Here is a 25,929-nt window from a genome sequence, read left to right on the forward strand (position 1 = left end):
GCGGGCGGGGGCGACGGTCTTTCTGCTAACGGTCAACCGACGCGGCACGCACTCAACGCGACACCATCTCCCGCATCTTCCTGCGCATCGCGCGCTCGCGCTGGTCCTCCGCCACCCAGTCCTCGCGCAAGGCCCGCCATAGCGATACCACCATCAGCACGATCACCAGCGCGAACGGCAGCGCGAACAAAATGGTCGCCGTCTGCACCGCCTTCAGTCCCCCCGCCAGCAGCAGGCTGATGGCGATCCCTGCGATCAGCATCCCCCATACGACCTTGACCCGCCCGGACGGATTCGGGTCGCCGCGGCTGCTCATCATGCCCAGCACCAGCACCGCCGAGTCGCCGGAGGTCACGAAGAACACCACCACCAGCAGGGTCGCCACCACCGACATGACCTGCCCGAAGGGCAGGACATGCAGCATGTCGAACAGCGCCAGCGCCATGTCGGCCTTGACCGTCTCGGCCAGCGGCACCTGCTGCCAGATCTGCATCGTCAGCGCGCTGCCGCCGAATACCGAGAACCACAGGAAGGCCGCCAGCGACGGGGCCAGCACGGTGCCCATGATGAATTCGCGCAGGGTGCGCCCGCGCGAGACGCGCGCGATGAACAGGCCGACGAAGGGCGACCACGAGATCCACCAGGCCCAGTAGAAGATGGTCCAGTTCGCGACCCAGCTGCTGTCGCGGAAAGGCGTGGAGCGCAGGCTCATGCGGGCGATGTCGCTGACATAGCTGCCCAGGGTATTGGTCAGGGTGTCGATGATCGCCACCGTGGGGCCGAGCACGAACACGGCCAGCGCCAGCAGCAGGGCCAGCAGCATGTTGAAACTGGAGAGCAGCTTGATGCCCTTCTCCACCCCGCTCACCGCCGAGCCCACGAACACGGCGGTGGTCACGACGATGATCGCGACCTGCCAGGTTTCGCTCACGTCCACGCCGAACACGGCGTGCAGGCCGCTGTTGATCTGCAAGGCCCCCATCCCCAGCGAGGAAGCCACGCCGAAGGCCGTGGCCACGACCGCCAGCACGTTGAACACGCCCGACATGGCGCGCACCGGGCGCCAGGGTAGCGATGCGGTCACCGTGCTGATGAGCGGCGTGCCGGCGCGCCGGTACTGGAAGAAGGCGATCGCCAGGGCCACCACGCTGTACACCGCCCAGGGATGCACGCCCCAGTGGAAGAACACGTAGCGCATCGCCGCATTGGCCGCCTCCGGCGTGCCCGCGGTGACGCCAGGCGGCGCCGTCACGTAATGGGAGACCGGTTCGGCCACGCCCCAGAACACCAGGCCGATGCCCATCCCGGCCGCGAACAGCATGGCGAACCAGCTGCCGGCCGAAAACTCGGGCTCGTCATCCTCGTTGCCGAGTTTGAGCTTGCCGTAGCGGCTGAAGGCGACGAAGGCGGCGAAGAGGACCAGGCCCAGCACCACCCACAGGTAGAACCAGCCGAAGTTGCGGGTCAGCGCCGCCAGGGTGGCGTCGAGGGTCGCCGCCATGTGCGCGGGAGCGAAGATCCCCCACAACACGACCAGGAAAATGAAACCGGCGGAAAAAAGCATTTGCATGAGAGCCCCTGTGTTGCAAGCGTGTGCGATATTGATGGCCTTGCCGGCGCCATGCGCCACAAGGCGCGAAGCAGAACGAAGCGGCTCCGTAAAGGAGCGCGGACGAAGTGCGCCAAGCGCGCTCGTCAGGGCGACCGGACGGCGGGTAGGGCAAGGCCGTGGTCCGGATGGACCGCGAATGAACGAAGGCGGATCGGGCGATCCCCCTCGATGAGGTGCGGGCGCAGGCGGCGCCGCTCGGCGATTATATCGGAAATAACCTATTTGCACAAATGTAGGTTCTATAATGAAATATTTGGCCTCCGCGGCTTTTGATCGAATGTTTGACATGCGCGCTGACCGAAGGCATACTGATCAGATATGTTAGCGCTATCAAATTTAAACCTATAAAGCGCGAGCACGGAACCCAGGCTGTCCGCACAATCACGGAGACAACACATGCTTACACGCGGGGATGCAGACCCGGGCAGCGCCACACTCGGCGCGGCCGCGCGCGGCGACGCCAGGCCGGCGGCCACGGCCCTCGGCTGGCGCGAAAAGCTCAGCTACGGCGTCGCCGACATGGGGTTCAACTTCTTCTGGACCAATGTCGCCACCTTCCTGCTGATCTTCTACACCGACACCTTCGGCATCTCGGCCGCCGCCGCCGCGACCCTGATGTCGGTCATCAAGATCGTCAACGCCTTCACCGACCCCATGATCGGCGCCGCGGCCGACCGCACCGCGACCCGCTTCGGCAAGTTCCGCCCCTACCTGGTCTGGATGTCGATCCCTTTGGGCGCGGCCGCCGTGCTGACCTACACCACGCCCGATCTCGAGGGCGACGCCAAGCTGGCCTGGGCCTACGGCACCTACCTGATGATGATGGTCTGCTACACCTGCGTAAACATCCCCTACAACGCGCTGTCGGGCGTGATGTCGGCCGATCCGCAGGAGCGCTCCACCATCAACGGCCTGCGCTTCATCTTCGCCTTCGCCGGCAGCACCCTGGTCACCGCCGCCACGCCCTCGATGGTGCAATGGCTGGGCGCCGGCGACGAGGCGCGCGGCTGGCAGCTGACCATGTTCGCCTGGAGCGTGGCCGCCGCCCTGCTCTTCCTGGTCACCTTCCTCAACACCCGCGAGCGGGTGGCGCCGATGCCGGGCCAGAAGTCGGACGTCAGGCGCGACATCCTCGACCTGATGGCCAACCGCCCGTGGATGGTGCTGTTCGTGCTGGCCCTGGTCATCATGGTGACCATCACCTTGCGCACCACCACCGCCGCCTACTACTTCAAGTACGTGGTCAACCGCCCCGAGCTGATGGCCAGCTTCGTTCCCACCTACATGGTGGCGGCCGCGATCGGCGCCGCCTGCACGCCGCTGCTCACCCGCTTCGTCGACAAGAGGGTCCTGATGATCGTGCTGATGAGCGCGACCGCGATCCTGTCTTCCGCCTTCTTCTTCATCCCGCCCGAGCGCATCGACCTGATGTTCGCGCTGCAGGCCGGCCTGGGCCTGGTGCTCGGTCCCAAGTCGCCGCTGGCCTTCTCGATGTACGCCGACACCGCCGACTACAACGAATGGCGCACCGGCCGCCGCGCCACCGCCATGACCTTCGCCGCCGCGACCTTCTCGCAAAAGCTCGGCACCGCGCTGGCGGTGGCCGTGATCGGCTCGGTGTTCACCGCGCTGGGCTATGTGCCGAACGCCGCCCAGAGCACCGGCTCGCAGGCCGGCATCGTGTGGTTGATGTCCTTCGTGCCCGCCGCCTTCGCGCTGGCGGCGGTGCTGACCATGTGCTTCTATAACCTCGACGCCAAACAGCTGGCCCGCATGCAGGCCGAGCTGGCCGCGCGCAAGGCCGGCGCGTGACTGACCTGGAGACCCGATGCTGAACCCCACCGAGAACGGCGCCCGCTACGAACTGCACAGTCCCACCGCCATGCCCAAGGCTGGCGGCTTCCTGTGGAACCGCAAGATGATGATCCAGGTGACCTGCCGCGGCTATGCCACCGCCCAGTTCATGCAGCCTGAGCCGGCCAAGTACTCGTACGCGCCCAACCTGGAAGCCAAGACCTTCATGCAGCCGGAGCAGGCCTATTACGCCCACCATCCGGGCCGCTTCTTCTACGTCAAGGACGAAGAGACGGGCGAAATCTTCTCGGCGCCCTACGAGCCGGTGCGCGGTGAACTGGACCGCTTCGTGTTCTCGGTCGGCCAGGCGGACCTGCGCTGGACCGTCGAGAGGCTCGGCATCCGCGTCGAGCTGACGCTCGGCCTGCCGGTCGAGGACGTGGCCGAACTGTGGTTGCTGGCGGTCACGAACCTGTCCGGCCGCCCGCGCCGCATCAGCGTCTATCCGTATTTCACGGTCGGCTACATGTCGTGGATGAACCAGTCGGCCGAATACCGCGCCGACCTGGGCGGCATCGTGGCGTCCTGCGTGACACCCTACCAGAAGCTGCAGGACTACTTCAAGAACCGCCTGTTCAAGGACAAGACCTACCTGCTGTGCGAGAACCCGCCCGATGCCTGGGAAGCCAACCAGCTGGCCTTCGAAGGCGAAGGCGGGCTGCACGCGCCTTCCAGCCTGGACGCCGAGCGCCTGGCCGGCGGCGACGCGCGCTACGAGACGCCGGTCGCCGCGCTGCAATACCGCCTGGCCCTGGCGCCGGACGGGACCAGCGTCCAGCGCTTCCTGTTCGGTCCCGCCTACGACGACGCCGAGATCGCGGCCATGCGCGCGCGCTACCTGAGCGCGGAAGGCTTCGCGGCCGCCGCGCGCGCCCAGGAAGCCTATCAGCTCGAAGGCGCCGGCTGCGTCGAGATCGAAACGCCCGACAAGGAGCTGGACAACTTCGTCAACCACTGGCTGGCGCGCCAGGTCTATTACCACGGCGACGTCAACCGCCTGAGCACCGACCCGCAGACCCGCAACTACCTGCAGGACAACATGGGCATGGCTTTCGTCAAGCCCGCGGTGGCGCGCGCCGCCTTCCTGCACGCCCTCACCCAGCAGGAAGCCAGCGGCGCGATGCCGGACGGGATCCTGCTGTTCGAAGGCGCGGAGCTCAAGTACATCAACCAGATCCCGCACACCGACCACTGCGTGTGGCTGCCGGTCTGCCTGCGCGCCTATCTCGACGAGACCGGCGACGAGACCATCCTGTCCGAGCAGGTCACGGCCCATGACGGCACGCGCACGGCCTTCGAACGGATCTCGATGGCGATGGACTGGCTGCTGCACAAGCGCGACGGGCGCGGCCTGAGCTACATCGAGCAGGGCGACTGGTGCGATCCAATGAACATGGTCGGCTACAAGGGGCGCGGCGTGTCCGGCTGGCTGACGGTGGCCGCCGCCTACGCCCTGCAGATCTGGGCCGACGTCTGCGCCGCGCGCGGCGAGGAACGCCTGTCCGCCCACTTCCGCGCGGGAGCGAGCGCCATGAACGAGGCGGCCAACACCCACCTGTGGGACGGCGCCTGGTTCGGGCGCGGCATCACGGACGACGGCGTCAAGTTCGGCGTCGCCGCCGACATCGAGGGCCGCATCTACCTGAACCCGCAGAGCTGGGCCATCCTGGGCGGCGCGGCCAGCGAGGCCCAGCGCGCCCTGATGCTGGCCCAGGTCGACGCCCAGCTGGACACGCCCTACGGCGTGCAGATGTTCGCCCCGCCCTACAGCAAGATGCGCGAGGATGTCGGCCGCGTCACCCAGAAGCACCCCGGCTCGGCCGAGAACGGCGCGGTCTACAACCACGCCTCGGTGTTCTACATCTACAGCCTGTACACGGTGGGCGAGACGGAGCGCGCCTTCGACGCCCTGCGCAAGATGATTCCCGGCCCCGATGCGAATGACTACCTGCAGCGCGGCCAGCTGCCGGTCTTTATCCCGAACTACTACCGCGGCGCCTACAAGGAATACCCGCGCACGGCGGGCCGTTCGAGCCAGCTGTTCAATACCGGCACGATTTCCTGGGTCTACCGCAGCGTGATCGAAGGCCTGTGCGGCCTGAAGGGCGATGCCCGCGGATTGACGGTGGCGCCGCAGATGCCGCAGGGCTGGCCGGGCATGAAGATCACGCGCCGTTTCCGCGGCGCGACCTTCCACGTGAAGGTCACGCGCGGGTCCGGCAACGGCATGCAGGTCGTCTGCGACGGCGAGGTGCTGCCATCCGGCCGCATCGAAGGCATCGAGGCGGGCCGCAGCTACCTGGTCGAAGTCCTGGTTCCCTGACGCGGCAGGAGAAACTCAGTCGCCGGGCCCCTCGCCCGGCATGGTGTCGGCCATCAGGCGCAGCTCTTCCGGCGTGAGCTCTTCAGGCTTCTTGTTCTTGAGGCCATCCACGTCGGCCGGTGGAGAGGCGGGCGCCTCCTGCCTGCTGGCGCCCTGCTCGCCCTGGTGCTGGCGCTGCTCTTCCTGCGGTTCGGGCTGCTGTTCCCGGCCGCTCTGCGGTTTCTTGTTCGGCTGATCGTTGCTCATGCTGTGCTCCCTGCTGTCACATGAATTCGGAAGATCCAGTGTGGCACAGGGAGCGATCCGGCGGCGTCCGCTTAGACGACCTCGTTCCAGGTCGGCTTGCTGATGTAGGGACGGGTGTACTCGCAATACATGCCGTCGTATTCCGCAACTTGCTTGCCGCCGTCCTTGAGCACGTAGTGGAACTGGTTGCAGGGCGTGTCGCCGATCGGATGCTCGCCGATCTTGGTGATCGACACATGGTACTTGCTGCCCTTCCAGCCCACGCTCTGGCCCTGCTTCAGGGCCACCAGCAGCTTGGCCATCTCGGCCGAATAATCGCCGCCTTTCCTGATGAGTCCATGGCCACCCCAGGCGTCGAAGGCGTAGCCGCCCTCGCATCCGTGGCAGCGGATCTTGCTGGCTTCGCGGAAAGCGTGCTTGGCTTCGCGCGCCTGCTTGAACTCGAAGTCGCGGAAGCTGTGGACCGCGCAGGCGGCGTTCTCCGGCCAGAGGCCGGCAGGTTCGAAGCTCTCCGGCCTGGCGCCAAGCAGCAGCTTGTCTTCCTTCAAGGGCTTTTTACAGCCTGCGGCAAGCGCTGGTGCGGCGACCTGCGGGGCCGCGGCGGCAAAGGCAGAGGAAGCGGCGCCGGGGGCAGCGGCAGGCATAGCGGAAATCGGCGCGCCCGTCGCCGCGGCGGTATCGGCCGCCTGGGCCTGGCCTTGTTCCGGCGTGCCGCTGAACGCGCGGTCGATGGCGCCGGTGACGGCGCGGTCGACATTGCCCGACACGGCGGCGCGCGCCGCGTTGACGGCGGAATTCTTCAGGAAGTCGCCGAAGGACTGGGCCTGGCTGTTCAGCGCCAGGCAGGCGCCGCCCAGGAGGAGGATGAGCTGGATGTGTTTCATGGAGATCCCCGGGTTGGTCAAGGCAGTCGCGCAGGAAGGTGGGGCTTCCTGCGCTCACTGGCAAACCCGAAGTCTAGTGTGGCCGCGGCGCGCGGTCTCACATCACCGGTGGGGGGAGTTTTACGCGCAAGGCGCGAAGCGCTGCATATCGCCGGCAAGGATGCGGCTCACCAGTGTGTCCGGATCGTCGCCGATATCGAGCGTCATGCCCGCCTCGTCGGGCTCCAGCGGCTCCAGCGTGCGCAACTGGCTGTCCAGCAGCGAGGCCGGCATGTAGTGTCCAGGACGGGCGCGCATGCGCGCCTCGATCAGCGCACGCTCTCCGGCCAGGTGGACGAAGCGGACATCGCCTGCGCCGCGCAGGATGTCGCGGTAGGCGCGCTTGAGCGAGGAGCAGGACAGCACGATGCCCTGCCCCTGCGCGCGCAGGATCTCGCCGCGCAGCGCTTGCAGCCAGCCCTGGCGGTCCTCGTCCGTCAATGCGATGCCCTCGGACATGCGCGCCACGTTGTCCGGCGGATGAAAGTCATCGCCCTCCACGAAGCGCACGCCGAGCGCCGCGGCCAGGCGTGCGCCGACCACGCTCTTGCCGCAGCCGCATACGCCCATGGTCACCCAGGCAATCCCGTCTTTATTCATTTGCATGTTGCGATGATAGCGCTATCAAAGAAGCTAGCATAGCGCGCCTGCCACGCGCTTGTAAAGCGGCGCGGCAGGCGAAGGGATGAACTGCGGGGCCGGTCAAGCCTTGCGTTTGCGGCGCAGGCCCATGGCGGCTGCGCCGAGGCCCAGCAGCATCAGCGAAGCCGGTTCGGGCACATCGGCCGGGTCGGCCGGACGCTCGACCACGCTTCCGCTCAGGTTCAGGGTCAGCTTGTAGCCGGAACCGAGGGTGCTCGTGGCGAATGCCCCATCGGGTGCGGCGTCGGCGAAGGTGAACTCGTAGATGGCGCCGAAGGAGCCGATCATGTCGGTCAGGAAGCTGGCGCCGTAGTTGTAGCTTGCGCCCGCCGCCAGGGTGCCGAAATTGGCCACATTGGTCGTGAACCGGTTGCTCGAGTCGCCGCTCTCGCTGATGCCGGTCATGGTCAGGCCGACACGGTCGCCCGCCAGGTTATGGATGAAGAACACCAGGTCGGCTACGGTATCGCCCTGGTAGACCGAACCGAAGTTCAGGTTCATTACGGTGTTGCCCCATGGATCAAAGGACTGCGATGCGTGCTCCAGGTAGCTGTAGCTGGCGGTAAGCGAGCCGAACCAGTCAATGGTCGAGGTCGTGGTGGCCTCGCTATTGAAGCCATTGGCGGTCGTTTCGGCCTTCAGCGTGGTGGCCGTATGGTTCACGTTGACGGTGCCGGGACCGACGTAGTCGTTCAGGTTGGCCGAACCGACGGAGAGGTTATGGTTCAGCGTGGCCGAGGTAGCGCCGTTGTTGCATCCATCCTTCGGCTTGGCCCCGCAGTTATCGGTTGCCGACAGGTTGGCTGCGGCGCCGGTCACATTGGTCGGCACCGTCAGCCTCACCGCACTGCTGCCCGTGCCGACGGCATTGGCATTGCCCATGTTGTTGCCTGCGCTGGTGCTCGGGGCGGTCACGCTGGCGGTCTGCTTGTAGGTCGAGGCCAGGCCGACGTTGACACCGGTTAGCACGCCCTTGCTGCTGTCGAAGCGGCCGAGCGTGGTCGTGCCCAGGTTGACATTGGTTTGGGTCGTGGCGCCGTCCGACGACGATTTGTTGGCGCCCAGTTTATCGGTGACCGACGCGTTCAGCGAGAACCCGTTCGTCGTGGTCGTAATGAGGGTGGCATGGGCGAGGGTCGGCATCGCGAACGCGCCCACCGCGGCCAGCATGGCCAGGTGCATGGTTTTCTTTAACATTGTTCATCCCTAGTTATAGGTTCTTCTCACATCGCAGAACAACGGTTCAGCGATCGGCAGAACTACACGTATTTACGCAAGGAGCGTGCCAAGGGACGCAAGTGATTGATACCGCTATCTATTTATCCGTATGCGCTCTGCATTGACAAGGGACGTTGTAAGTTTTGCCGACAGCCACAAATCATGCTTGTTAGCAAGTATGTGACTTCGGCTGTGAACGCTTCAGGTGCTTTCGCGCTGGCGCAAGGTAAAACCGAGATCGATGCGCTTCTGTTCCGGCTCTTTGCCTGCGATGACTTGCAGCAGCAGCTTGGCGGCTTCGAAGCCGATGCGATAGCGCGGCGTGTCGATCGTGGTCAGCGAAGGCATCATCCATGCCGAGGCCGGCAAGTCGTTGAAGCCGCAGATCGCGATCCGGTCCGGCACCGGGATACCGCGCCGCTGGCAGTGGTAGATGGCGCCGTGGGCCAGGTCGTCGTTGCAGAAGAAGACCGCGTCGCAATCGGGCACGCCGGCCAGCATCCGGTCCATCAGTTCCGCGCCGAGCGCGATGGTGGACGGAGCGGGCACCATGATTTCCAGGCGCGGGTCGGCCAGGCCGGCCGCCTGCATCGCCTGGCGGTAGCCGTCGGCGCGGCGCAGGGTGCGCTCGTCGAGCTGGGCGCCGACGAAGCCGATGCGGCGGTAGCCCTTGTGGATCAGGTGGCGCGTCATCTCGACGCCGGCGTCGAGCTGGGAGAAGCCCACCGACAGCACGTCCGTGCTGTCGGCCAGGTCCATCATCGACACCACCGGCACCCGCGAGTTGGCCAGCATCTGGGCCACCGGCGGGCTGTGCGTGATGCTGGTCAGCAGGATGCCGTCCGGATTCGACTGCAGGTAGACGCGCAGGAGCTTTTCCTCCTCGCTGTCGGAATAGTGCGTGTTGCCGATCAGGAGCTGGTAGCGGCTGGGGCCGACCGCATCGTGGATGCCGTCCAGCACCGCCGGGAACACGGCGTTCGACAGCGACGGCACCAGCACCACGATCACGTGCGATTGCGCCGAGGCCAGCGCGCGCGCGGCGCGGTTGGGCACATAGCCAAGCTCATCGACGGCCTGCTCCACCTTGACGCGGGTGGCTTCCGACACCAGCTGCGGCTGGCTGAGCGCGCGCGAGGCCGTCATGATCGATACCCCCGCCAGGGCCGCCACCTGTTCCAGCGTCGTGCGTCCCGTTCCCCTTGCCTTGCCACCACTGCTTCTGCTCATCCGTCTTCCTGTTATCGTTATTCGCTTATTGCTGACTTGCCAGCCACCCCGGATTGCACCTTGCTTTAGCGGCAATGTCAATATGTGGTGGGTGGCGCGCCGCTTTCCCGCTTTTCCGTTGATAGGTGTGGCCAAGCCGGCAAGTGGGTGGACAGGATAGCATTCGTTTGACGGATGGGCGCGACACTGCAGGCGCGGCAATCGTGCATTCCTTGACGCTCCAGATGGCCTCGGGCAGAGTTCATGCTATTGCCACGCAGCATCCGATAGCCTACATGATCGATTACCAGCCGCCTGCCGCCGACGTCCAGCCCGCCACACCCGCCCCTTCCTTCGACCAGCAGTACGCGCAGGCGCGCAATCTCGCCAACAGCGGCCAGCCGGCCCTGGCGGTGGCCGCCTATACCGCGCTGCTGGCGCGCTCGCCGGGCAATGCCGACGTGCTGCTGGGACGCGGCATCGCCTACACGCGCCTCGAGCGCTGGAGCGAGGCGGAAGCCGACCTGAGGGCGGCCGCCCAGGCCTCGCCCGATTACGCCGACGTCTGGTCCGCGCTGGGCGACCTGTACCGCTGGAGCGAGCGTCCCGACCAGGCCGTCGAGGCCTACACGCGCCTGCTGGCCTTGCAGCCGGACGCCCCGGCCCCCTGGATCGCCCGTGCGCGCGCCCCGCGCGCCGCCGGCCGCCCCCTGGAAGCGCGCGCCGACCTGGCGCGCGCGCGCAGCCTGGGCGGCGGCGACGCCGAGATCGACGCCCTGCTGGCGGACCTGCAAGCCAAGCCGCGCCTCGGCGGCGCGCCGGACGCCGCCATCGCCGACGGCTATACCTGGGCCGCGGGCCTGTCCTCGACCTGGAGCCGGGTCGGCGACAACCCCACCTGGAACGAGCAGACCGCGAGCCTGCGCCATTACGGCAAGCGCGGCTCGATCGGCTTCGAGACCCTGCGCGCGCACCGCTTCGCCCAGACCGGCCACGCCTGGGCGCTGGACGCCTACCTCACGCTATGGTCCGGCGCGTACGCCAACCTGCGCTACCAGCGCGCGCCCAGTGCGCGCCTGTTCCCGGCCAATGCCGGCCGCATCGAACTGTACCAGTCGGTCGGCAACGGCTGGGAGGTCTCGCTCAGCGACGACGTGCTGGGCTTCGACGGCCGCGTGAACATCTACGGCGCCACCCTGGCCAAGTACAGCGGCAACTGGTATGTCCAGCTGCGCCACCAGAACATCGTGTCGCCGGGCTCGCACAGCTCGGGCGACCGCCTGCTGGGCCGCTACTACTACCGCGGCGACGCCGACAGCTACCTGGAGCTGGCCGCCAACCGCGGCCGCAGCGACGACCCGCTCTCGCTGGCCGGCGGACGCGCGCGCTCCGGCGGCGGCAGCGTCAACCTGGTGCATTACTTCTCGCGCGACTGGGGCGGCCGCGTCGGCGCCGCCTTCTCGCGCGATGCGGGCGGCAACGGCAATGGCCGCGAACGCAGCCTGTCGTTCTCGGTGTACCGCCGATGGTAAGCAAGGATCGCCTGCGCAGGTTGGGCGGCACGCTCGGAGAGACGCTGGCCGGCATCCTCGAATCGCTGCCGGCGCTGATGCTGGCCTGGCTGGTGCTGCGCGCCGCCGAAGGCATCCACGCCGCCGGCGCCGGGGTGCCGCAATCGACCCTGTTCGGGGCCGGCGTCGGCAACGACGCCATGTCGCTGCTGCGCTACGGCTTCGTGTTCCTGCTCGCCGGCCTGCCCCTCGCCTTCATCCGCTCGCAGCGTATCCGCACGGTCCTGCTGGGTCTCGCCTGGAGCCTGCTGCTCTGCCTCCAGGCCGGCCTGGTGCAATACCATTGGGTCGCCGGCGTGCCGCTGGGGGCGGACCTGTTCGCCTATTCCGGCAGCGAGATCGGCACCACCGTCGCCGGCGGCTGGACCGCCAGCCCACTGCTGCTGGCGGCGCTGCCGCTGTCGCTCGCCGTGCTGTGGGCCGTGCTGGCTGCCACCACGCGCGAATGGTGGCCGCGCTTCAGCGCGCGTAGCGGCGCACTCGCCCTGGCCATCAGCCTGGCGGCCTTCGCGCTGCTGCCCGACCGCTTCCTGCCGCGCGTGGTGCGCACCGACGCCGACCTGGGCTTCGTGATCAACAAGACCGCCTATTTCGCCGACAGCAGCCTGGGCTTGCTGCGGGGAGGCCCGGCGACGGCGCAGGCGCAGGCAGCGGCCCAGGGCGACGCGCCGTGGGACGGCAAGGACCCGCGCTATCCCTTCCTGCGCGCCGAGCGCACGCCCGACACCCTCGGCCCCTTGTTCAAGGCCGGCGCCGGTGCGCCGCCGAACCTGGTGTTCATCATCGTCGAAGGCCTGGGACGTTCGTTCTCCGGCCCCGGCGCGCGCCTGGGCAGCTTCACGCCCTTCCTGGACGAGCTGGCGCAGCAGGGCCTGTATTTCGAGAACTTCCTGGCCGGCCAGGGCCGCACCTTCGGCGTGCTGACCACCGTGTTCGGTTCCCTCCCCTTCGGCGAGCAGGGCCTGGCCGCGCTGGGCGAGCGCATGCCGCGCCACGATTCCCTGCTCACGGTCTTGAGGGCCCAGGGCTACCGCCTGAAGTTCTACTCGGGCTCGAACATGGAGTTCGACAACGAAGGCCTGTTCCTGCGCGCCCAAGGCGTGGACAGCATCGTCAGCGAGAAGGACTTCGGTCCGGGCTACCGGCGCAGCAACGACTGGGGCTATGCCGATCGCGACCTGGTCGAGATGGCGCTCGAGCGCGAGCGCAAGGATGCGCATCCGGGGCCGGCGCTGAGCATCATCCAGACCACCAGCATGCACAGCCCCTTCACCTTCCCGGGTCAGGACGCCTGGCGCCGCCGCGTGCCCGAGCGCCTGGTCGCGCTCGGACGCGCGCCGCAGCCGGTGCACGAGGACTACCGCGACATCTTCGCCAGCATCCTGTATACCGACGACGCGCTGCGCCTGTTCTTCGAACAGGCCAGGACCTTGCCGGGCTACGAAAACACGATCTTCGTCATCACCGGCGACCACCGCCTGCCGGAGCTGCCGATGGACACCCGCATCGAGCGCTACCACGTGCCGCTGATCGTGGTCTCGCCGCTGCTGAAAGCGCCGCGCGCGATCAAGGCGGTGTCGTCGCAGTTCGACATCGCGCCTTCGCTGCTGGCCTACCTGGCCAACAATCACGGATTGAAATCCCCCGCGCGCGTCACCTGGCTGGGCACCGGCCTGGATGTCGAGCCCGCGTTCCGCAACCTGCATGCGATTCCGCTCAAGCAGACCAAGACCGAGATGAGCGACTTCGTATCCGGCTCCGTCTACCTGGCCCAGGGCCAGCTGCACACCCTGGCGGACGGCATGAGCGTCGACCGCGCACAGGACGCCGGCGCGCTGGCCAAGGCCCAGGCGCAGTTCGGCGCCTTCCTGCGCGCCAACGCGCAGGCGGGCAAGGCGGCCGCGCTGTCGCCGCCCGGCACGCCCCTGGCCGCCTATGGCGAGGTGGGCGGGCGCACCTTGCGCAGCGTGCCCCTGGTGTCCGAGGCGGGCGAGGTCGGCGTATCCGGCGTGCGCCCCCGTCCTGGCACGGGACGATTGGCGGTCGAGGCGACCTTCACCAACCACGCCGCGATCCGCTCGCGCGAGTTCGCGCCGCTGCTGGTGATCACCAACGAACACGGCCTGGAACTGGGCGAAGTCACGGGCGAGGCCATGTCGCTGGCGCCGGGCAAGTCGGCGACAGTCACCCTGCACCCGGACCTGGGCAAGATCCCGTCCGGCACCTACTACCTGTCGGTGCTGCCTTCGCATCCCGATACCGGGCGCTCGATCGGCGTCGGCCAGTACCACGTGGAGCTCAAGCTGTGAAACGTCTCCTTGCCTCCCTGCTCCTGGCCCTGGCCTGCGCGCAGTCGCATGCGGCTCCCGCAGCGCCGCGCGCCATCTGGACCTGGGAAGAAGAGTCCTACGCCATGCTGCGCCAGGACGCTGCGGCCGGGCGCGCCATCGATTTCCTCAAGTCGAAGTCGGTCGACACGGTCTACCTCTACGCCGACGCCTACGAGGGCCGCAACCTGATCGTGGCCGAGCCGCAGCGCTATCGCGCCCTGATCCGCCGCATGCACGCCTCCGGCCTCAAGGTCTACGCCCTGCTCGGCTCGGCCTACCTCAAGACCGAGCGCTATGTGCTGCCGCGCCACCGGGCCCAGGCCGAAGCCATGCTGCAGCGCGTCCTCGACTACAACAAGGGCGCGGCGCCGGAAGAGCGCTTCGACGGCATCAACCTCGACATCGAGCCGCACATCCTGGACGAGTGGTCGACCCGCAAGATGGCCCTGCTGGCCGAATTCGTCGAGCTGTCCGACGCGCTGGTGCGCCTCAAGCGCAAGTCCGGCCAGGACCTGCCGATGGGACCGGCGATTCCCTTCTGGTTCGACGGCATCGAGCTCGAATGGCAGGGCAAGCGTAAGCCGGTCAGCCAGCACGTGCAGGACCTGTACGACTACGTGGCCCTGATGGACTACCGCGACCGCGCCGAAGGCGGCGACGGCATCGTCAGCCACGCGATGGACGAACTGGAATACGCCAGCCGCATCGGGCGCAAGGTGATGATCGGCGTCGAGACCCTGCCGAATGCGATCAAGAAGGTGTCCTTCCACCACCTGCGCGAAGCCGACATGGAGCGCGAACTGGCCACGACCGCGCGCATGGTGGGCCAGATGCCGGCCTATGGCGGGGTCGTGATCCATCACTACCAGTCCTACCGCAAGTGGCTGGGTCTGGAATAAACGGTCCAGGTACTAGTTTCGCTTAGTTAGCATATGAACGTCACCCCGGCGGAGGCGGGGGCCCAAGTCAAGCGTTTCGATAGCTCATGCAGAACTTGGGCACCGGCCTTCGCCGGTGCGACGGTTTTTCGGCTAACGAAACGCGATCAAGCTCCGAGGCCCATCAGCAAAAATCCCGGCTCGGCGCATTCAAACGCCCCAGCAAATGCGACATGTCGACCAGGCGCTTGGCCACCAGGTGGCGCACCTCGCCTTCCTTCTGCCAGATCCCGTACACCCCGAGCAGCGGGGCATTGAGCACCTCGCGGCGCTGCTGCTCCACCAGCGAGGGCCAGACGATCACGTTGACGTTGCCGGTCTCGTCCTCCAGGGTCATGAACAGCACGCCCTTGGCGGTGCCGGGCCGCTGGCGCACCGTGACCATGCCGCAGGCGCGCGCCAGCTGGCCGTTCTGGTAGTCCATCAGGGTGGACGCCGGCATGAAGCGCTTGGCCAGCAGCTGCGCGCGCAGCAGCGCCAGCGGATGGCGGCCCAGGGTCAGGCCCTGGGCGCGGTAGTCGCCCACGATCTCCTCGCCTTCCGAAGGCGCGGCCAGCTGGGGCGTTTCTTCCTGCACCGTGGTCGGGCGCAGCAGGTCGCGGTCGGGCACCGCGCCCACCGCCTGCCACAGGGCTTCGCGCCGGTGCCCGGCCAGCGAGCGCAGCGCGTTGGCGCCGGCCAGCACCTGCAAATCGCCGCGGTCGAGCCGGGCGCGCCGCGCCAGGTCGGCCACGCTCTCGAAAGGCCGGATCGCGCGCGCTTCCTCGATGCGCTCGGCCACGTCCCGGCTTAGACCGCGCTGCAGGGACAGGCCCAGGCGCACCGCCGGCTGGCGCGAACGGTCGACGGGATCGAGCTCCTCCAGCGCCGAATCCCAGCCGCTGATGGCCACGTCCACCGGCCTGACCTCGATGCCGTGGCGGCGCGCATCCTGCACCAGCTGCGAGGGGCTGTAGAAACCCATCGGCTGGCTGTTGAGCAGCGCGCACAGGAAGGCGGCCGGCTCGTGGCACTTGAGCCAGGAGCTGGCATAGGCCAGCAGCGCGAAGCTGGCCGCGTGCGATTCGGGAAAGCCGTATTCGCCGAAGCCCTGGATCTGGCTGAAGATCGATTCGGCGAAGGCCAGTTCGTAGCCGCGCTCCAGCATGCCGCCCACGATGCGGTCGTAGTACTGTTCCAGGCCGCCCTTGCGCTTCCAGGCCGCCATCGCGCGCCGCAGCTGGTCGGCCTCGCCCGGCGTGAAACCCGCGCCCAGGATCGCCACCTGCATGACCTGTTCCTGGAAGATCGGCACGCCCAGGGTGCGCGCCAGCGCCACCTTCATCTCGGGACTGGGGTAATGCACGGGATCGAGACCCTGCCTGCGCCGCAGGTACGGGTGGACCATGCCGCCCTGGATCGGGCCGGGGCGCACCACCGCCACCTCGATCACCAGGTCGTAGAAGCGGCGCGGCCGCATGCGCGGCAGCATGCTCATCTGGGCGCGCGACTCGATCTGGAACACGCCCACCGTATCGGCCGCGCAGATCATGTCGTAGGTGGCCGTGTCGTCGGGCGGGATGTCCTGCATCTCGAACACGTCGCCGTAGCGCTGGCCGACCAGCTCCAGCCCGCGCCGCATCATCGACAGCATGCCCAGGGCCAGCACGTCGACCTTCATCAGCCCGAGTTCTTCGAGGTCGTTCTTGTCCCACTGGATCACGCTGCGCTCTTCCATCGCCGCGTTCTCGATCGGCACCAGGCGCGACAGCTTGCCCTGGGCGATCACGAAGCCGCCCGGGTGCTGCGACAGGTGGCGCGGGAAATTCAGCAGCTGCTGGGCCAGGGTGGCCCACTGGCGCGACAGCGGCGCTTCCGGATCGAGGCCGCTTTCGGCCAGGCGCCCCAGCAGATCGGCGCGGCTGTCGAACCAGTGGTGCATCTTGGCGACCTTCTCGACGATGGCCAGGTCGATGCCGAGCGCGCGTCCGCTGTCGCGCAGCGCGCTCTTGGGACGGTAGCTGATCACCACCGCGGCCAGCGCCGCGCGCTCGCGCCCGTACTTGCCGTAGATGTACTGGATAACCTCTTCCCTGCGCTGGTGCTCGAAGTCGACGTCGATGTCGGGCGGCTCGTTGCGCTCCTTCGAGATGAAGCGCTCGAACAGCAGGCTGGCGCGCGCGGGATCGACCTCGGTGATGCCGAGGCAGTAGCAGACCGCCGAATTGGCGGCCGAGCCGCGTCCCTGGCACAGGATGTTCTGGGACCGGGCGAAGCGCACGATGTCGTACACGGTCAGGAAGTAGTGCTCGTACTTCATGTCGGCGATCAGGCCCAGCTCATGTTCGATCTGGGCCTGCACCTTGGCCGGAATGCCTTCGCGGAAGCGCCGGTACGCGCCGATATAGGTTTCGGCGCGCAGGTAGCTGCTGGCGCTGTGGCCGGGCGGGACCACCTCGTCCGGATACTCGTAGCGCAGCTCGTCCAGCGAGAAAGTACACAGGCGCGCGATGCGCACCGTCTCGGCCAGGGCTTCTCGGGTGTAGATATTGGCCAGGCGCAGGCGGGCGCGCAGGTGCTGCTCGGCGTTCTGCGCCAGGCCGTAGCCGCATTCGGCCACCGGCTTGCCCAGGCGCGTGGCGGTCAAGGTGTCCTGCAAGGGCTTGCGCGAGCGCACGTGCATCACCACGTGGCCGAGGGCCGTGATCGGCAAGCCATGCTGCCAACCCACCTCCTCGATGGTGGCGCGGTGGGCATCGTCGAAGGCGCGGTGCAGCAGGGTCAGCCCGAGCCAGGCGCGGCCCGGAAAAGTGGTGGCCATCCACGCGGCCTGGGCGTGCAGGCGGTCGACGTCGCGGGCTTCGTGGCCCGGATAGGCTGGCAACAGGATCGCCAGGCAGTCCGGCATGTGCCGCAGGTGCGCGTGTTCCGCATCCGGCTCGGCCAGGTCCTCGGGCGTGAGGAAGTACTCGCCCTTGGCGGCGCGCATGCGGCCCAGCGTAATGAGTTCCGACAGGTTGCCGTAGCCGTTGCGGTTGCGGGCCAGCAGGATCAAGGACAGGGCCGGGCTGCCGTCGCGCTGCTTCAGGTGGAAATGGGCGCCGATCACCAGCGGCAGGCCGGCCTTCTTCGCTTCGCCATGGGCGCGCACCACGCCGGCCAACGAGCATTCGTCGGTCAGGGCCAGCGCGAAGTAGCCCAGCTGCACGGCGCGCATCACCAGTTCTTCCGCGTGCGAGGCCCCCTGCAAGAAGGAGAAGTTCGACAGGCAGAACAGCTCCGCGTACTGGGGCAGTATCTGTGGAGAGGCAGTGGTCGGCGGCTCTGTCACGGCTGGGCTACAATCCTTGGATAAAACGGCAATACTGTATAAAAACACAGTATAACCGACGAGGCCAACACGACAAGAGAGCACAATGAAGATCCATGCCCTGCAATGCTTCGGCGCCCGCCCCGGCGCCGGCAACCCCGCCCTGGTGATCGAGGACGATGCGTCCGGCCAGGAGGAGCGCGCACGCTTCGCGCGCGAGCGCAACATGACCTGCGTATGGATCGATCCCGCGAACGAGCCAGGCATCGCGGGCGTGGTCGACTACTTCTATCCGCATGCGCGCAGTCCCCTTTGCGTGCATGCGACCCTGGCGGTGGCGCAGGTGCTGTTCGCGCGCGATCCGCAGGCGCCATCGCTGGCGGTGCGCACCGCCGTGCGCGGCCAGCGCCTGGGCCTCGTCCATGCGGACGGTGAGTTTTTCGTACGGATGGACGTGCAGGAGGCGGCCCAGCCTGCGCTCGATGCGAAACTGCTGGCGCGCCTGCTGCTGGCCCCAGGTTTCACCCCCGCCTCGGCGCCGCGCGTGACCTCGATCGGCAGCCCGAAACTGCTGGTCGAAGTGCCGGACACGGCTACCCTGCATGCGCTCGCACCCGACCTGGCGGCGATCGGCGCCTGGGGCAAGCAGGCCGGCGTGAACGGCATCTACGTGTACTGCCGGCGCGCGGATGGGAACTACGAGGGACGCAACTTCAATCACCTCGACCCGGCGCTGGAAGACAGCGCCACCGGCGTAGCCGCGGGCGCGCTGACGGCGCTGCTCGGGCAGGGCCTCACCCTGCTGCAAGGCCGCGCGACCGGGCGCGATTGCCTGATCCGCACCCGGATCGATGAGAGCGCGGTGCTCGTCGGAGGCCGGGTCGAATCGGCCGATTGACCCAGGCGTAGGGTCGGCGGCTTTGCCGCCGACGCGTTCAACTTCATGCGCCGGCTGTACGCGTCGGCGGCGTAGCCGCCAACCCTACGGACTCATGCTGGTTGAATGATTTTCAGTTATATCAATACAACGTTGCATTAATGCTACAGAGCCATGGTGATCAAAGGGTCAATTGATTAGTATCTAATTTTCCCCCGGAGAAAACTCTGTGCTCAAACTCAAATCGATTCCGCAGTCCCTGGTGCTCGCCCTCTACGGCGCCACCGCCCTCGCAGCACTGCTTCCCGCCGCCGCCCACGCACAAAGCGCCGCGCCGGCCGTGACCGGCGATGTCACCACCGTCAACGTCGTCGGCTCGCGCCGCGTGGGCACCGCGTCCTCGACCGACACCCCGGTGCCGGTCGACTTCATCCCGATGACCAAGGCGGCCGAACAAGGCGGCCAGTTCGACCTGGCCCAGGCCCTGACCAACATCTCGCCCTCGTTCAACTCGACCCGCCAGACCGGCGCGGACGGCGCCGACCTGATCGACTCGGCCGCCCTGCGCGGCCTGGGTTCGGACCAGACCCTGGTGCTGATGAACGGCAAGCGCCGCCACACGGTGGCCCTGGTGAACCTGTTCGGCGCGCGCAACCGCGGCAACACGGGCACCGACATGAACGCGGTCCCGCTGCTGGCGATCAAGAACGTGCAGGTGCTGCGCGACGGCGCCGCCGCGCAATACGGCTCGGATGCGATCGCGGGCGTGATCAACATCGAACTGAAGAAGAACCTGGGCTGCGAATCGGTGCTGGGCTACGGCCAGTACACCGAAGGCGACGGCGAGAACTGGCTGGCCTCGGCCTACTGCGGCGTGGCCGTGGCGGGCGGCGTGCTGGGCATCACCGGCGAATACTACGACCGCGGCCGCTCGAACCGCTCGGAGCCGGGCAACCCGCGCATCATCGGCGACACCAAGTCCGAGAACCAGACCCTGTACCTGAACGGCGAATTCCCGGCCGGTCCGGGCAAGCTGTATTTCACCGCGGGCGCGCAGAAGCGCGACGCCTCGTCGGCCGCCTGGGCACGCGAAGGCCTGGGTTCGGAAGACATCCCCTCGCGTAACTCGGCGGCGATGTATCCGGAAGGCTTCGTGCCCTTCATCGACGGCAAGGTCGACGACCGCTGGGGCACCGTGGGCTTCCGCATGCAGGTGGGCGAATGGAATGCCGACCTGTCGCAGACCTACGGCTACAACCGCCTGATGTACAACATCAACAACACCCTGAACGCCTCGATCGCCAACCTGGACCTGATCAACGGCGGCGAGGGCCGCAGCGCGTCGGCCTTCGACGCGGGCGGTTTCTCTTTCCGCCAGGCGACCACCAACCTGGACTTCAGCCGCTTCTACAACGGCGTCCTGAACGGCATGAACGTGGCCTTCGGCCTCGAGCACCGCCGCGAGAACTACAAGATCTTCGCCGGCGAAACCGGTTCCTGGATCGACGCCGACGGCGTGGGCTTCGGCGGCAATGCCGGCAGCCAGGGCTTCCCGGGCTTCCAGCCGGGCGACGCGACCGACAGCGACCGCCACAGCAGCGCCGCCTACCTCGACATCGAGACCGACGTCAGCGACCGCTTCAAGGTCCAGACCGCGCTGCGCCACGAGCGCTATTCGGACTTCGGTTCGACCACCACCGGCAAGCTGGCCGGCTCCTACCGCGTGACCCCGCAAGTGCTGCTGCGCGCCTCGGCCAGCACCGGCTTCCGCGCCCCGTCGCTGCAGCAGGTCTACTTCTCGTCGACCTTCACCGACTTCGTCAGCGGCGTGCCGCTGGACGTGGTGCTGGCCCCGAACGGCGGCCCCGTGGCGAACGCCGCCGGCATCCCGCAGCTCAAGGACGAAGAATCGAAGAGCTTCACCGCCGGCATCACCTGGTCGCCGACCCAGTCCACCTCGGTGACGGCCGACCTGTACCGCATCGACATCGACGACCGCATCGTGCTGTCGGGCCGCTTCGATGAAGAAAACTACCCGGCCCTGGGCGCGACCCTGCGCCAGCTGGGCGTGGGCCAGGCCCAGTTCTTCGTCAACTCGGTCGACACCAAGACCCAGGGCCTGGACCTGACGGTGTCGAACCGCGCCGACCTGGGCGCCGGCAAGCTGAACACCTTCCTGGCGGTCAACTTCAGCAAGACCGAAGTCAAGGGCGTGAAGGCCCCGGCCGCGCTGGCGGGCTTCGAGGACGTGCTGCTGTCCGAGCGCGAGCGCCTGTTCATCGAGGAAGGCGCACCGCGCCGCAAGGCCACCCTGGGCTTCGACTACAGCCTGGACAAGTTTGAAACCTCGCTGCGCATCGTCCACTTCGGTCCGCAGACCCTGGGCACCTTCTCGGGCCCGCCGGTGCCGAACCAGAAGTACGAAGCGAAGACCTCGGCCGACCTGTCCTTCACCTGGGCCTTCACCGACAAGACCAAGTTCACCGTCGGCGGCACCAACATCTTCAACGTCAAGCCGACCGCGCAGGATCCGAACGAAACCGACAACGGCTTCAAGTACGAGAGCGTGCAGTTTGGCTTGAACGGGGCATCGGTGTTTGCGCGTCTGTCGCACAAGTTCTGAGTCTTCAGGGGGTAGGCTCCGCTTGCGGAGTTACCCCTTTCAGTTAGCATCAAAACCGTCGTCCCCGCCTTCGCGGGGATGACGGTTTTTAGCCGTTGCCACTTACAAAGCCTTTTTCATTTCCGATACCGGCACTTTCGTCGGCACCTATCCCGATTCGTCGGAAATTCCCCGCATCCGCTTCTGACAGCGGCAATACTGGCCTTCTCTTCCAAGGAGAAGCCATGAACAAATCCCTGCTCTTCCTCTCCACCCTGTGCATGAGCGCCTGGGCCCATACCTCCGCATCCGACGTCTGCAAACTGGTCCAGGCGCCGCGCGACAGCTTCGTGGTGCAGTTGCCGTTCGAAGTGGTCGACGGCCGCATCTACGTGCAAGCCCGCGTCAACGACCACGGTCCCTTTCGCTTCGCCATCGACACCGGCGCAAGCGGCCTGGGACGCGCGGATGCGACGCTGGTAGCGGCGCTCGGGCTGAAGCCCCAGGGCAAGAGCGAGACCTCGGACGGCGTGCAAAGCGCCAAGGTCGACACGGTAAGGCTCGATTCACTGGACCTGGGTGGCCTGGCAAGGAAGGACCTCGAAGTCATCACCCGCAACTACGGTGGCAGCAAGGGCCCCGCAGCTTTCCACGGCATCGTCGGGCGCGAGTTCTTCGCCGACGGCCTCTTGATCCTGGATTACCCGAACCGGACGCTGTCGTTCAGCCGTTCGCTGTCGCTGCCTGCGGCGGGCGAACAGATCCTCAAGTACGAGCGCGCCTTCCGCGTGCCCGTCTCCATCGGCCAGGTGCGAACCGAAGGAAACCTGGATACCGGCGCCAACGTCAGCTTCGTGCTGCCCCAGGCGCTGTACGACAAGATCGGCAGCGCCCCTTTGCACCAGGCGGGGCAAGGCACGCTGACCAACACCAAGGTCGATACGAAACGCGCGGTCGTCGGCGGCCCGTTCAGGATCGGCGCCGCCGAGGTCAAGGATGTCGACGTGCGCGTCTCGGAGCGGTTCCCGGAACTGCTCGTCGGCGCGCACGTCCTGCAGCGCTACGCGGTCATGATCGACCAGCGAGCGCGCAGCGTCGCGCTATGTCCGTGAGGAACGGCGACGGCGTACGGCGGCAAGACTCGCGAGCGCCGCGCCGAACAGGCCCAGGGTTGCCGGTTCCGGCACCGTGAAGTCGTCCATGGCCCACGGGGTCGGGCTGCTGTTGTAGATCACCAGCGTATCGATCCCGTTCCAGCCCAGCTGCACCCACTGCGGCGCCATCGTGTCGATCACGGTGGACACGCCGGTCGAGTACAGCAGTTGGCCGTTGCGCCAGCCCTCGAAGGAAATCTCCTGCTCCAGCCAGGCCGAGGTGAACCAGGCGCCGACGAAGTTGAAGCCGCCAGCCTTCGAGATCGCCACCGGGGCACCGTCACGGTTATAGGCCGTGTTCGCGAACGAGACGGCGCCAAGCTCGTAGCCGCTGCCCGGGTAGGCGTCGGCGCGGATCACGCCCACGTTGTCCCAGTCGAAGCCGCCGTAGCCATTGGCCACCACGGTGGTTTCTTCGCCCGGCAGGTCGTCGAAGCCGATCACGCCGGCCGAAGCCCAGGTCGAGCTTCCCAGGGATGCCAGCATCAAGGCCAGCGAGAGTATGGTCTTCTTCATGTTCATTTCTTCCTCGAGTATCAGCGGGCCAGCGCGGCCACGTCGGCGTCAGTCAATGCCGTTCCATAGATGCGCAGGTCGTCCATCGAGCCCACGTAGGGCGCGTCCCACCAGTTCACACCCAGGGCGAACACGCCGCTGGTGTTGGTGAACACGTTCGGGAAATTCGCGCCGCTGAACTTCTTCACACCGTCGACATAGACATTGACCGCGCCGTTCTTCACGCTGAAGGCCAGGTGCGACCAGCGGCCGACCGGGATGTTCATGCCCAGCCCGGCGTCGTACCAGGCCGTGCCCGACCACAGCATGCTGGCGCCGCCGACGAAGTCGTGCCCTTTCGGCAGGAGGCTGATCCAGGAATCCGTGGTGCGGGCGCCGAAGAAGGTGGTGCTGAAGGCGTTCAGCTGCGCCGGCTTGAGCCAGAGCGCGACCGTGTAGTTGTTGGACGAGATCAGGCCGTTCGGCAGGCGGACGCCGGTCGCGCCGTTGAACACGGCGGCATTGCCCTTCACGCCCGCTTCATAGCCCAGGCTGCCGCCGGCGACATCGATACGGCTGCCGATCACCGTGCCCGGTGCGAACACGCCGTTCGCATCGAACAGGTTGCCGTCGAAGGCATAGTGCGCCAGCAGGCCGCCGGCCTTGCGCACGGTGACCGTGAAGGCCTTCACCGTCGTGGCCGTACCCTTGGTGATGCGCGCCGTCAGGGTCAGGGTCACGTCGCCGTTGGGCGAGGCATTCACCACGCCGGTGTTGCTGACCACCGCCGGGTTGGACGAGGTCCAGGCAATGGTTGCGCCGCGTGCGCCGCTGGCCGGCAGGTTCAGGTTGGCGGTGACGGCCGAGGTGTTGCCCAGGCTGAGCTCATTGTAGATGGCGGTGACCACCTGGGCGTCGGTGCGCGGGACCAGGCGGCTGCCCATGATGCTCACGCCGTCGCGCGACAGGGCCGAGAAGGTCATCACATAGCTCTTCGAGGTCTCGTCCCACTGGCTGACCAGCACGCCCTTGTAGGGCGCCGCGCCGGCCAGTTGCAGCTCCACCCCGTTGCTGCCGACCAGGGCCCAGCTGCCGGTGACGGCGCCGGTGACGGTACCGGTCGCGTTCAGCGTGATCGACTGCGCCTTCTTGACGGTGGCGGAGATGTCCTTGCCATGGTTGACCAGCAGGTAGTCGCCAACCACGAATTCGCGCCGCACCGCGGCCAGCTTCTCGTTGGCGAAGCGGTAAGGCGTGACGACCGGCCAACCGTCCGCGTTCATGAACATCTGGTGAGTGCGGATCTCGTGCTGCTCGCCGCGCTCGGGGAAGCGCGAGTGGAACACCAGGAAGTGGCGTCCGGTGGCGGCGTCGTAATAGGCCGAGTTGTGGCCGGGCGAGACGTAGCCGGTGCCGATGCCGGTGCCCGTTTCACCCAGCTTGCGGTCGAACAGGAAGCTGCCCATCATCTTGACGCCATAGGGCGCGATCGAGGCATCGTCGAACAGGGGTTTGCTCGGATCGGACTTCACGTTCGCCATGTTGTTGCCCTGGGCGTCCAGGTAGGGACCGTCCGGATTGAGCGAGCGCGCCACGCGCATGTTGTAGCCGCCGGTGGCGTCCAGGCCGCCGAAGGAGGTGAACATGTAGTAGTAGGAGGTGGCGGGACTGTACAGCACGAAGGCGCCTTCGATGCGGCTATGGTTCCCGCCGATCAGGCGCTTGCCGTAGCCCTGCCCGGGCAGCGGCATGCCGTTCGAGGGATTCATCTGCATGATGAAGATGCCGCCCGAGTAGGAACCGTAGATCATCCACAGGCGCCCGCCGTTGTCGAAGAAGACGTGCGGATCGACCGTGTTCGGGTGCTTGAGGGCGTCGTAGACGGTGCCGTCGGCGCTGGCCTGGCCCCACATCCCCGACTGCAGGATCAGTCCCTTGTCGACATAGGGACCCTCGATGCTGTTGGCCACCGCGACGCCCAGGGCCGAGCGCGGCGAATCGCCCTTGCAGGCGTTGTAGTACATGTAGAACTTGCCGTCCGCGAGCTGGCGTACGTCGGCCGCCCACAGGGTGTTCGACTGGGCCCAGCTGAAGGCCTCGGACAGTTCGGTGAAAACGTTGGCGGAGCCGTTCAGGAACAGCTTGTTGGTGGCGCTCACGCTGTCGGTGACCTGCTCCCAGTTCATCAGGTCCTTGGTCTTGGCGGCGGCGAGGTGCGAGCCGAAGACATAGAAGGTGTCGCCGACCTTGATCACCGATGGGTCATGGACCGAGGCGTTCTTGAAGGCGGGCTGGGTGAATCCGGCCTGGGCGGCGGCGTTCAGGGAAATCAGGGACGAGGCCAACAGCGCCCCTATTCCCCATCGAGAGAATGGCTTCTTCATTGCTTGTCTCCGTTATCGTTATGTTCGTCGCGCTTGGGCGCACGGATCCCCGCGGCGCGCGTCGGACGGCCGTCTCTGGGTATGGTCGGTGAATGGACAGAATGAAGAGTTTTTAAAATTCTGACAAATCACATTAATGCTGTGATTGATGTCGATATTGGTATCGGCTGAGTGAGCGCCGCTGGAGCTGTCAGCCCAAAGACCGTCGCCCCCGCGCAGGCCGGGGCCCAAGTTTTTTGGAAACCGCCCACTCCCCGGCATA

17 protein-coding genes are annotated in these 25,929 nt (G+C 66.9%); 8 read left to right on the top strand and 9 right to left on the bottom strand.

Annotation, left to right across the window (positions count from 1 at the left end; genetic code table 11):
* Nucleotides 1–52: 52 nt before the first annotated feature.
* Complete coding sequence (locus tag KBW98_RS19705) at nucleotides 53–1,570, bottom strand: BCCT family transporter (RefSeq protein ID WP_211521867.1); 1,518 nt, start codon at nucleotides 1,568–1,570, stop codon at nucleotides 53–55.
* Nucleotides 1,571–2,008: 438 nt separating this feature from the next.
* Here KBW98_RS19705 and KBW98_RS19710 point away from each other — a divergent pair, with 438 nt between their 5' ends.
* Complete coding sequence (locus KBW98_RS19710) at nucleotides 2,009–3,424, top strand: MFS transporter (protein ID WP_229429303.1); 1,416 nt, start codon at nucleotides 2,009–2,011, stop codon at nucleotides 3,422–3,424.
* A 16-nt stretch (nucleotides 3,425–3,440) separates the two neighbouring features.
* The gene (locus KBW98_RS19715; protein ID WP_211521868.1) at nucleotides 3,441–5,789 is read left to right on the top strand and encodes a GH36-type glycosyl hydrolase domain-containing protein; all 2,349 of its coding nucleotides are present in this window, start codon (nucleotides 3,441–3,443) and stop codon (nucleotides 5,787–5,789) included.
* 15 nt (nucleotides 5,790–5,804) lie between these two features.
* On the opposite strand, the gene KBW98_RS19720 is transcribed toward KBW98_RS19715, so the two are convergent.
* The 5 genes from KBW98_RS19720 to KBW98_RS19740 all read right to left on the bottom strand — a co-directional run bounded on the left by KBW98_RS19720 (nucleotide 5,805) and on the right by KBW98_RS19740 (nucleotide 10,048).
* Nucleotides 5,805–6,035 carry a hypothetical protein gene (locus KBW98_RS19720; protein ID WP_211521869.1) on the bottom strand — a complete coding sequence of 77 codons (231 nt, stop codon included), beginning with the start codon at nucleotides 6,033–6,035 and terminating at the stop codon, nucleotides 5,805–5,807.
* Nucleotides 6,036–6,106: 71 nt separating this feature from the next.
* A complete protein-coding gene (locus KBW98_RS19725) occupies nucleotides 6,107–6,919 on the bottom strand; it encodes a hypothetical protein (protein ID WP_211521870.1) in 813 nt (270 codons plus the stop codon).
* Between the two features lie 120 nt (nucleotides 6,920–7,039).
* Nucleotides 7,040–7,564, bottom strand: a complete 525-nt coding sequence (locus tag KBW98_RS19730) for a gluconokinase (protein ID WP_229429304.1) — start codon at nucleotides 7,562–7,564, stop codon at nucleotides 7,040–7,042.
* 96 nt (nucleotides 7,565–7,660) lie between these two features.
* Entirely contained in the window at nucleotides 7,661–8,797 is a 1,137-nt protein-coding gene (locus tag KBW98_RS19735) for a choice-of-anchor E domain-containing protein (protein ID WP_211521871.1), read from the bottom strand.
* Nucleotides 8,798–9,019: 222 nt separating this feature from the next.
* A complete protein-coding gene (locus KBW98_RS19740; protein ID WP_211521872.1) occupies nucleotides 9,020–10,048 on the bottom strand; it encodes a LacI family DNA-binding transcriptional regulator in 1,029 nt (342 codons plus the stop codon).
* 275 nt (nucleotides 10,049–10,323) lie between these two features.
* On the opposite strand from KBW98_RS19740, the gene KBW98_RS19745 reads away from it, so the two are divergent.
* The 3 genes from KBW98_RS19745 to KBW98_RS19755 are packed head-to-tail and all read left to right on the top strand — an operon-like array spanning nucleotide 10,324 to nucleotide 14,827.
* Nucleotides 10,324–11,559 (top strand): YaiO family outer membrane beta-barrel protein, encoded by a 1,236-nt coding sequence (locus KBW98_RS19745; RefSeq protein WP_211521873.1) that lies wholly within the window; start codon nucleotides 10,324–10,326, stop codon nucleotides 11,557–11,559.
* Nucleotides 11,553–13,907, top strand: coding sequence for an LTA synthase family protein (locus tag KBW98_RS19750; protein ID WP_211521874.1), 2,355 nt, complete (start codon nucleotides 11,553–11,555; stop codon nucleotides 13,905–13,907). The genes KBW98_RS19745 and KBW98_RS19750 overlap by 7 nt, the downstream gene beginning before the upstream one ends.
* A complete protein-coding gene (locus KBW98_RS19755; protein ID WP_211521875.1) occupies nucleotides 13,904–14,827 on the top strand; it encodes a hypothetical protein in 924 nt (307 codons plus the stop codon). The genes KBW98_RS19750 and KBW98_RS19755 overlap by 4 nt, the downstream gene beginning before the upstream one ends.
* Nucleotides 14,828–14,990: 163 nt before the next feature.
* Here the strand turns inward: KBW98_RS19755 and KBW98_RS19760 are convergent, their stop codons facing one another.
* Nucleotides 14,991–18,176: an error-prone DNA polymerase gene (locus KBW98_RS19760; protein ID WP_211521876.1), complete on the bottom strand. Its 3,186-nt coding sequence runs from the start codon at nucleotides 18,174–18,176 to the stop codon at nucleotides 14,991–14,993.
* 85 nt (nucleotides 18,177–18,261) lie between these two features.
* On the opposite strand from KBW98_RS19760, the gene KBW98_RS19765 reads away from it, so the two are divergent.
* The 3 genes from KBW98_RS19765 (at nucleotide 18,262) to KBW98_RS19775 (ending at nucleotide 22,746) form a co-directional block, all read left to right on the top strand.
* The gene (locus KBW98_RS19765) at nucleotides 18,262–19,053 is read left to right on the top strand and encodes a PhzF family phenazine biosynthesis protein (protein WP_211521877.1); all 792 of its coding nucleotides are present in this window, start codon (nucleotides 18,262–18,264) and stop codon (nucleotides 19,051–19,053) included.
* 208 nt (nucleotides 19,054–19,261) lie between these two features.
* Nucleotides 19,262–21,655, top strand: coding sequence for a TonB-dependent receptor domain-containing protein (locus KBW98_RS19770; RefSeq protein WP_211521878.1), 2,394 nt, complete (start codon nucleotides 19,262–19,264; stop codon nucleotides 21,653–21,655).
* Between the two features lie 224 nt (nucleotides 21,656–21,879).
* Nucleotides 21,880–22,746: a pepsin/retropepsin-like aspartic protease family protein gene (locus KBW98_RS19775; protein ID WP_211521879.1), complete on the top strand. Its 867-nt coding sequence runs from the start codon at nucleotides 21,880–21,882 to the stop codon at nucleotides 22,744–22,746.
* Here KBW98_RS19775 and KBW98_RS19780 read toward each other — a convergent pair.
* Nucleotides 22,735–23,304 carry a PEP-CTERM sorting domain-containing protein gene (locus KBW98_RS19780; RefSeq protein ID WP_211521880.1) on the bottom strand — a complete coding sequence of 190 codons (570 nt, stop codon included), beginning with the start codon at nucleotides 23,302–23,304 and terminating at the stop codon, nucleotides 22,735–22,737. The two genes, KBW98_RS19775 and KBW98_RS19780, sit on opposite strands and share 12 nt — an antisense overlap.
* A gap of 20 nt (nucleotides 23,305–23,324) precedes the next feature.
* Nucleotides 23,325–25,667 (bottom strand): family 43 glycosylhydrolase, encoded by a 2,343-nt coding sequence (locus KBW98_RS24165; protein WP_211521881.1) that lies wholly within the window; start codon nucleotides 25,665–25,667, stop codon nucleotides 23,325–23,327.
* Between the last annotated feature and the right edge of the window lie 262 nt (nucleotides 25,668–25,929).

Origin of the sequence: Massilia sp. ST3, assembly GCF_018119405.1 — a bacterium.
Lineage (GTDB): Bacteria > Pseudomonadota > Gammaproteobacteria > Burkholderiales > Burkholderiaceae_D > Telluria.

Bases quoted from the DNA above. Each gene is read 5' to 3' on its own strand.
- KBW98_RS19735 (WP_211521871.1), bottom strand. From the start codon at position 8,797: ATGTTAAAGAAAACCATGCACCTGGCCATGCTGGCCGCGGTGGGCGCG.
- KBW98_RS19705 (WP_211521867.1), bottom strand. From the start codon at position 1,570: ATGCAAATGCTTTTTTCCGCCGGTTTCATTTTCCTGGTCGTGTTGTGG.
- KBW98_RS24165 (WP_211521881.1), bottom strand. From the start codon at position 25,667: ATGAAGAAGCCATTCTCTCGATGGGGAATAGGGGCGCTGTTGGCCTCG.
- KBW98_RS19745 (WP_211521873.1), top strand. From the start codon at position 10,324: ATGATCGATTACCAGCCGCCTGCCGCCGACGTCCAGCCCGCCACACCC.
- KBW98_RS19725 (WP_211521870.1), bottom strand. From the start codon at position 6,919: ATGAAACACATCCAGCTCATCCTCCTCCTGGGCGGCGCCTGCCTGGCG.
- KBW98_RS19740 (WP_211521872.1), bottom strand. From the start codon at position 10,048: ATGAGCAGAAGCAGTGGTGGCAAGGCAAGGGGAACGGGACGCACGACG.
- KBW98_RS19710 (WP_229429303.1), top strand. From the start codon at position 2,009: ATGCTTACACGCGGGGATGCAGACCCGGGCAGCGCCACACTCGGCGCG.
- KBW98_RS19775 (WP_211521879.1), top strand. From the start codon at position 21,880: ATGAACAAATCCCTGCTCTTCCTCTCCACCCTGTGCATGAGCGCCTGG.
- KBW98_RS19750 (WP_211521874.1), top strand. From the start codon at position 11,553: ATGGTAAGCAAGGATCGCCTGCGCAGGTTGGGCGGCACGCTCGGAGAG.
- KBW98_RS19765 (WP_211521877.1), top strand. From the start codon at position 18,262: ATGAAGATCCATGCCCTGCAATGCTTCGGCGCCCGCCCCGGCGCCGGC.
- KBW98_RS19780 (WP_211521880.1), bottom strand. From the start codon at position 23,304: ATGAAGAAGACCATACTCTCGCTGGCCTTGATGCTGGCATCCCTGGGA.
- KBW98_RS19730 (WP_229429304.1), bottom strand. From the start codon at position 7,564: ATGCAAATGAATAAAGACGGGATTGCCTGGGTGACCATGGGCGTATGC.
- KBW98_RS19720 (WP_211521869.1), bottom strand. From the start codon at position 6,035: ATGAGCAACGATCAGCCGAACAAGAAACCGCAGAGCGGCCGGGAACAG.
- KBW98_RS19715 (WP_211521868.1), top strand. From the start codon at position 3,441: ATGCTGAACCCCACCGAGAACGGCGCCCGCTACGAACTGCACAGTCCC.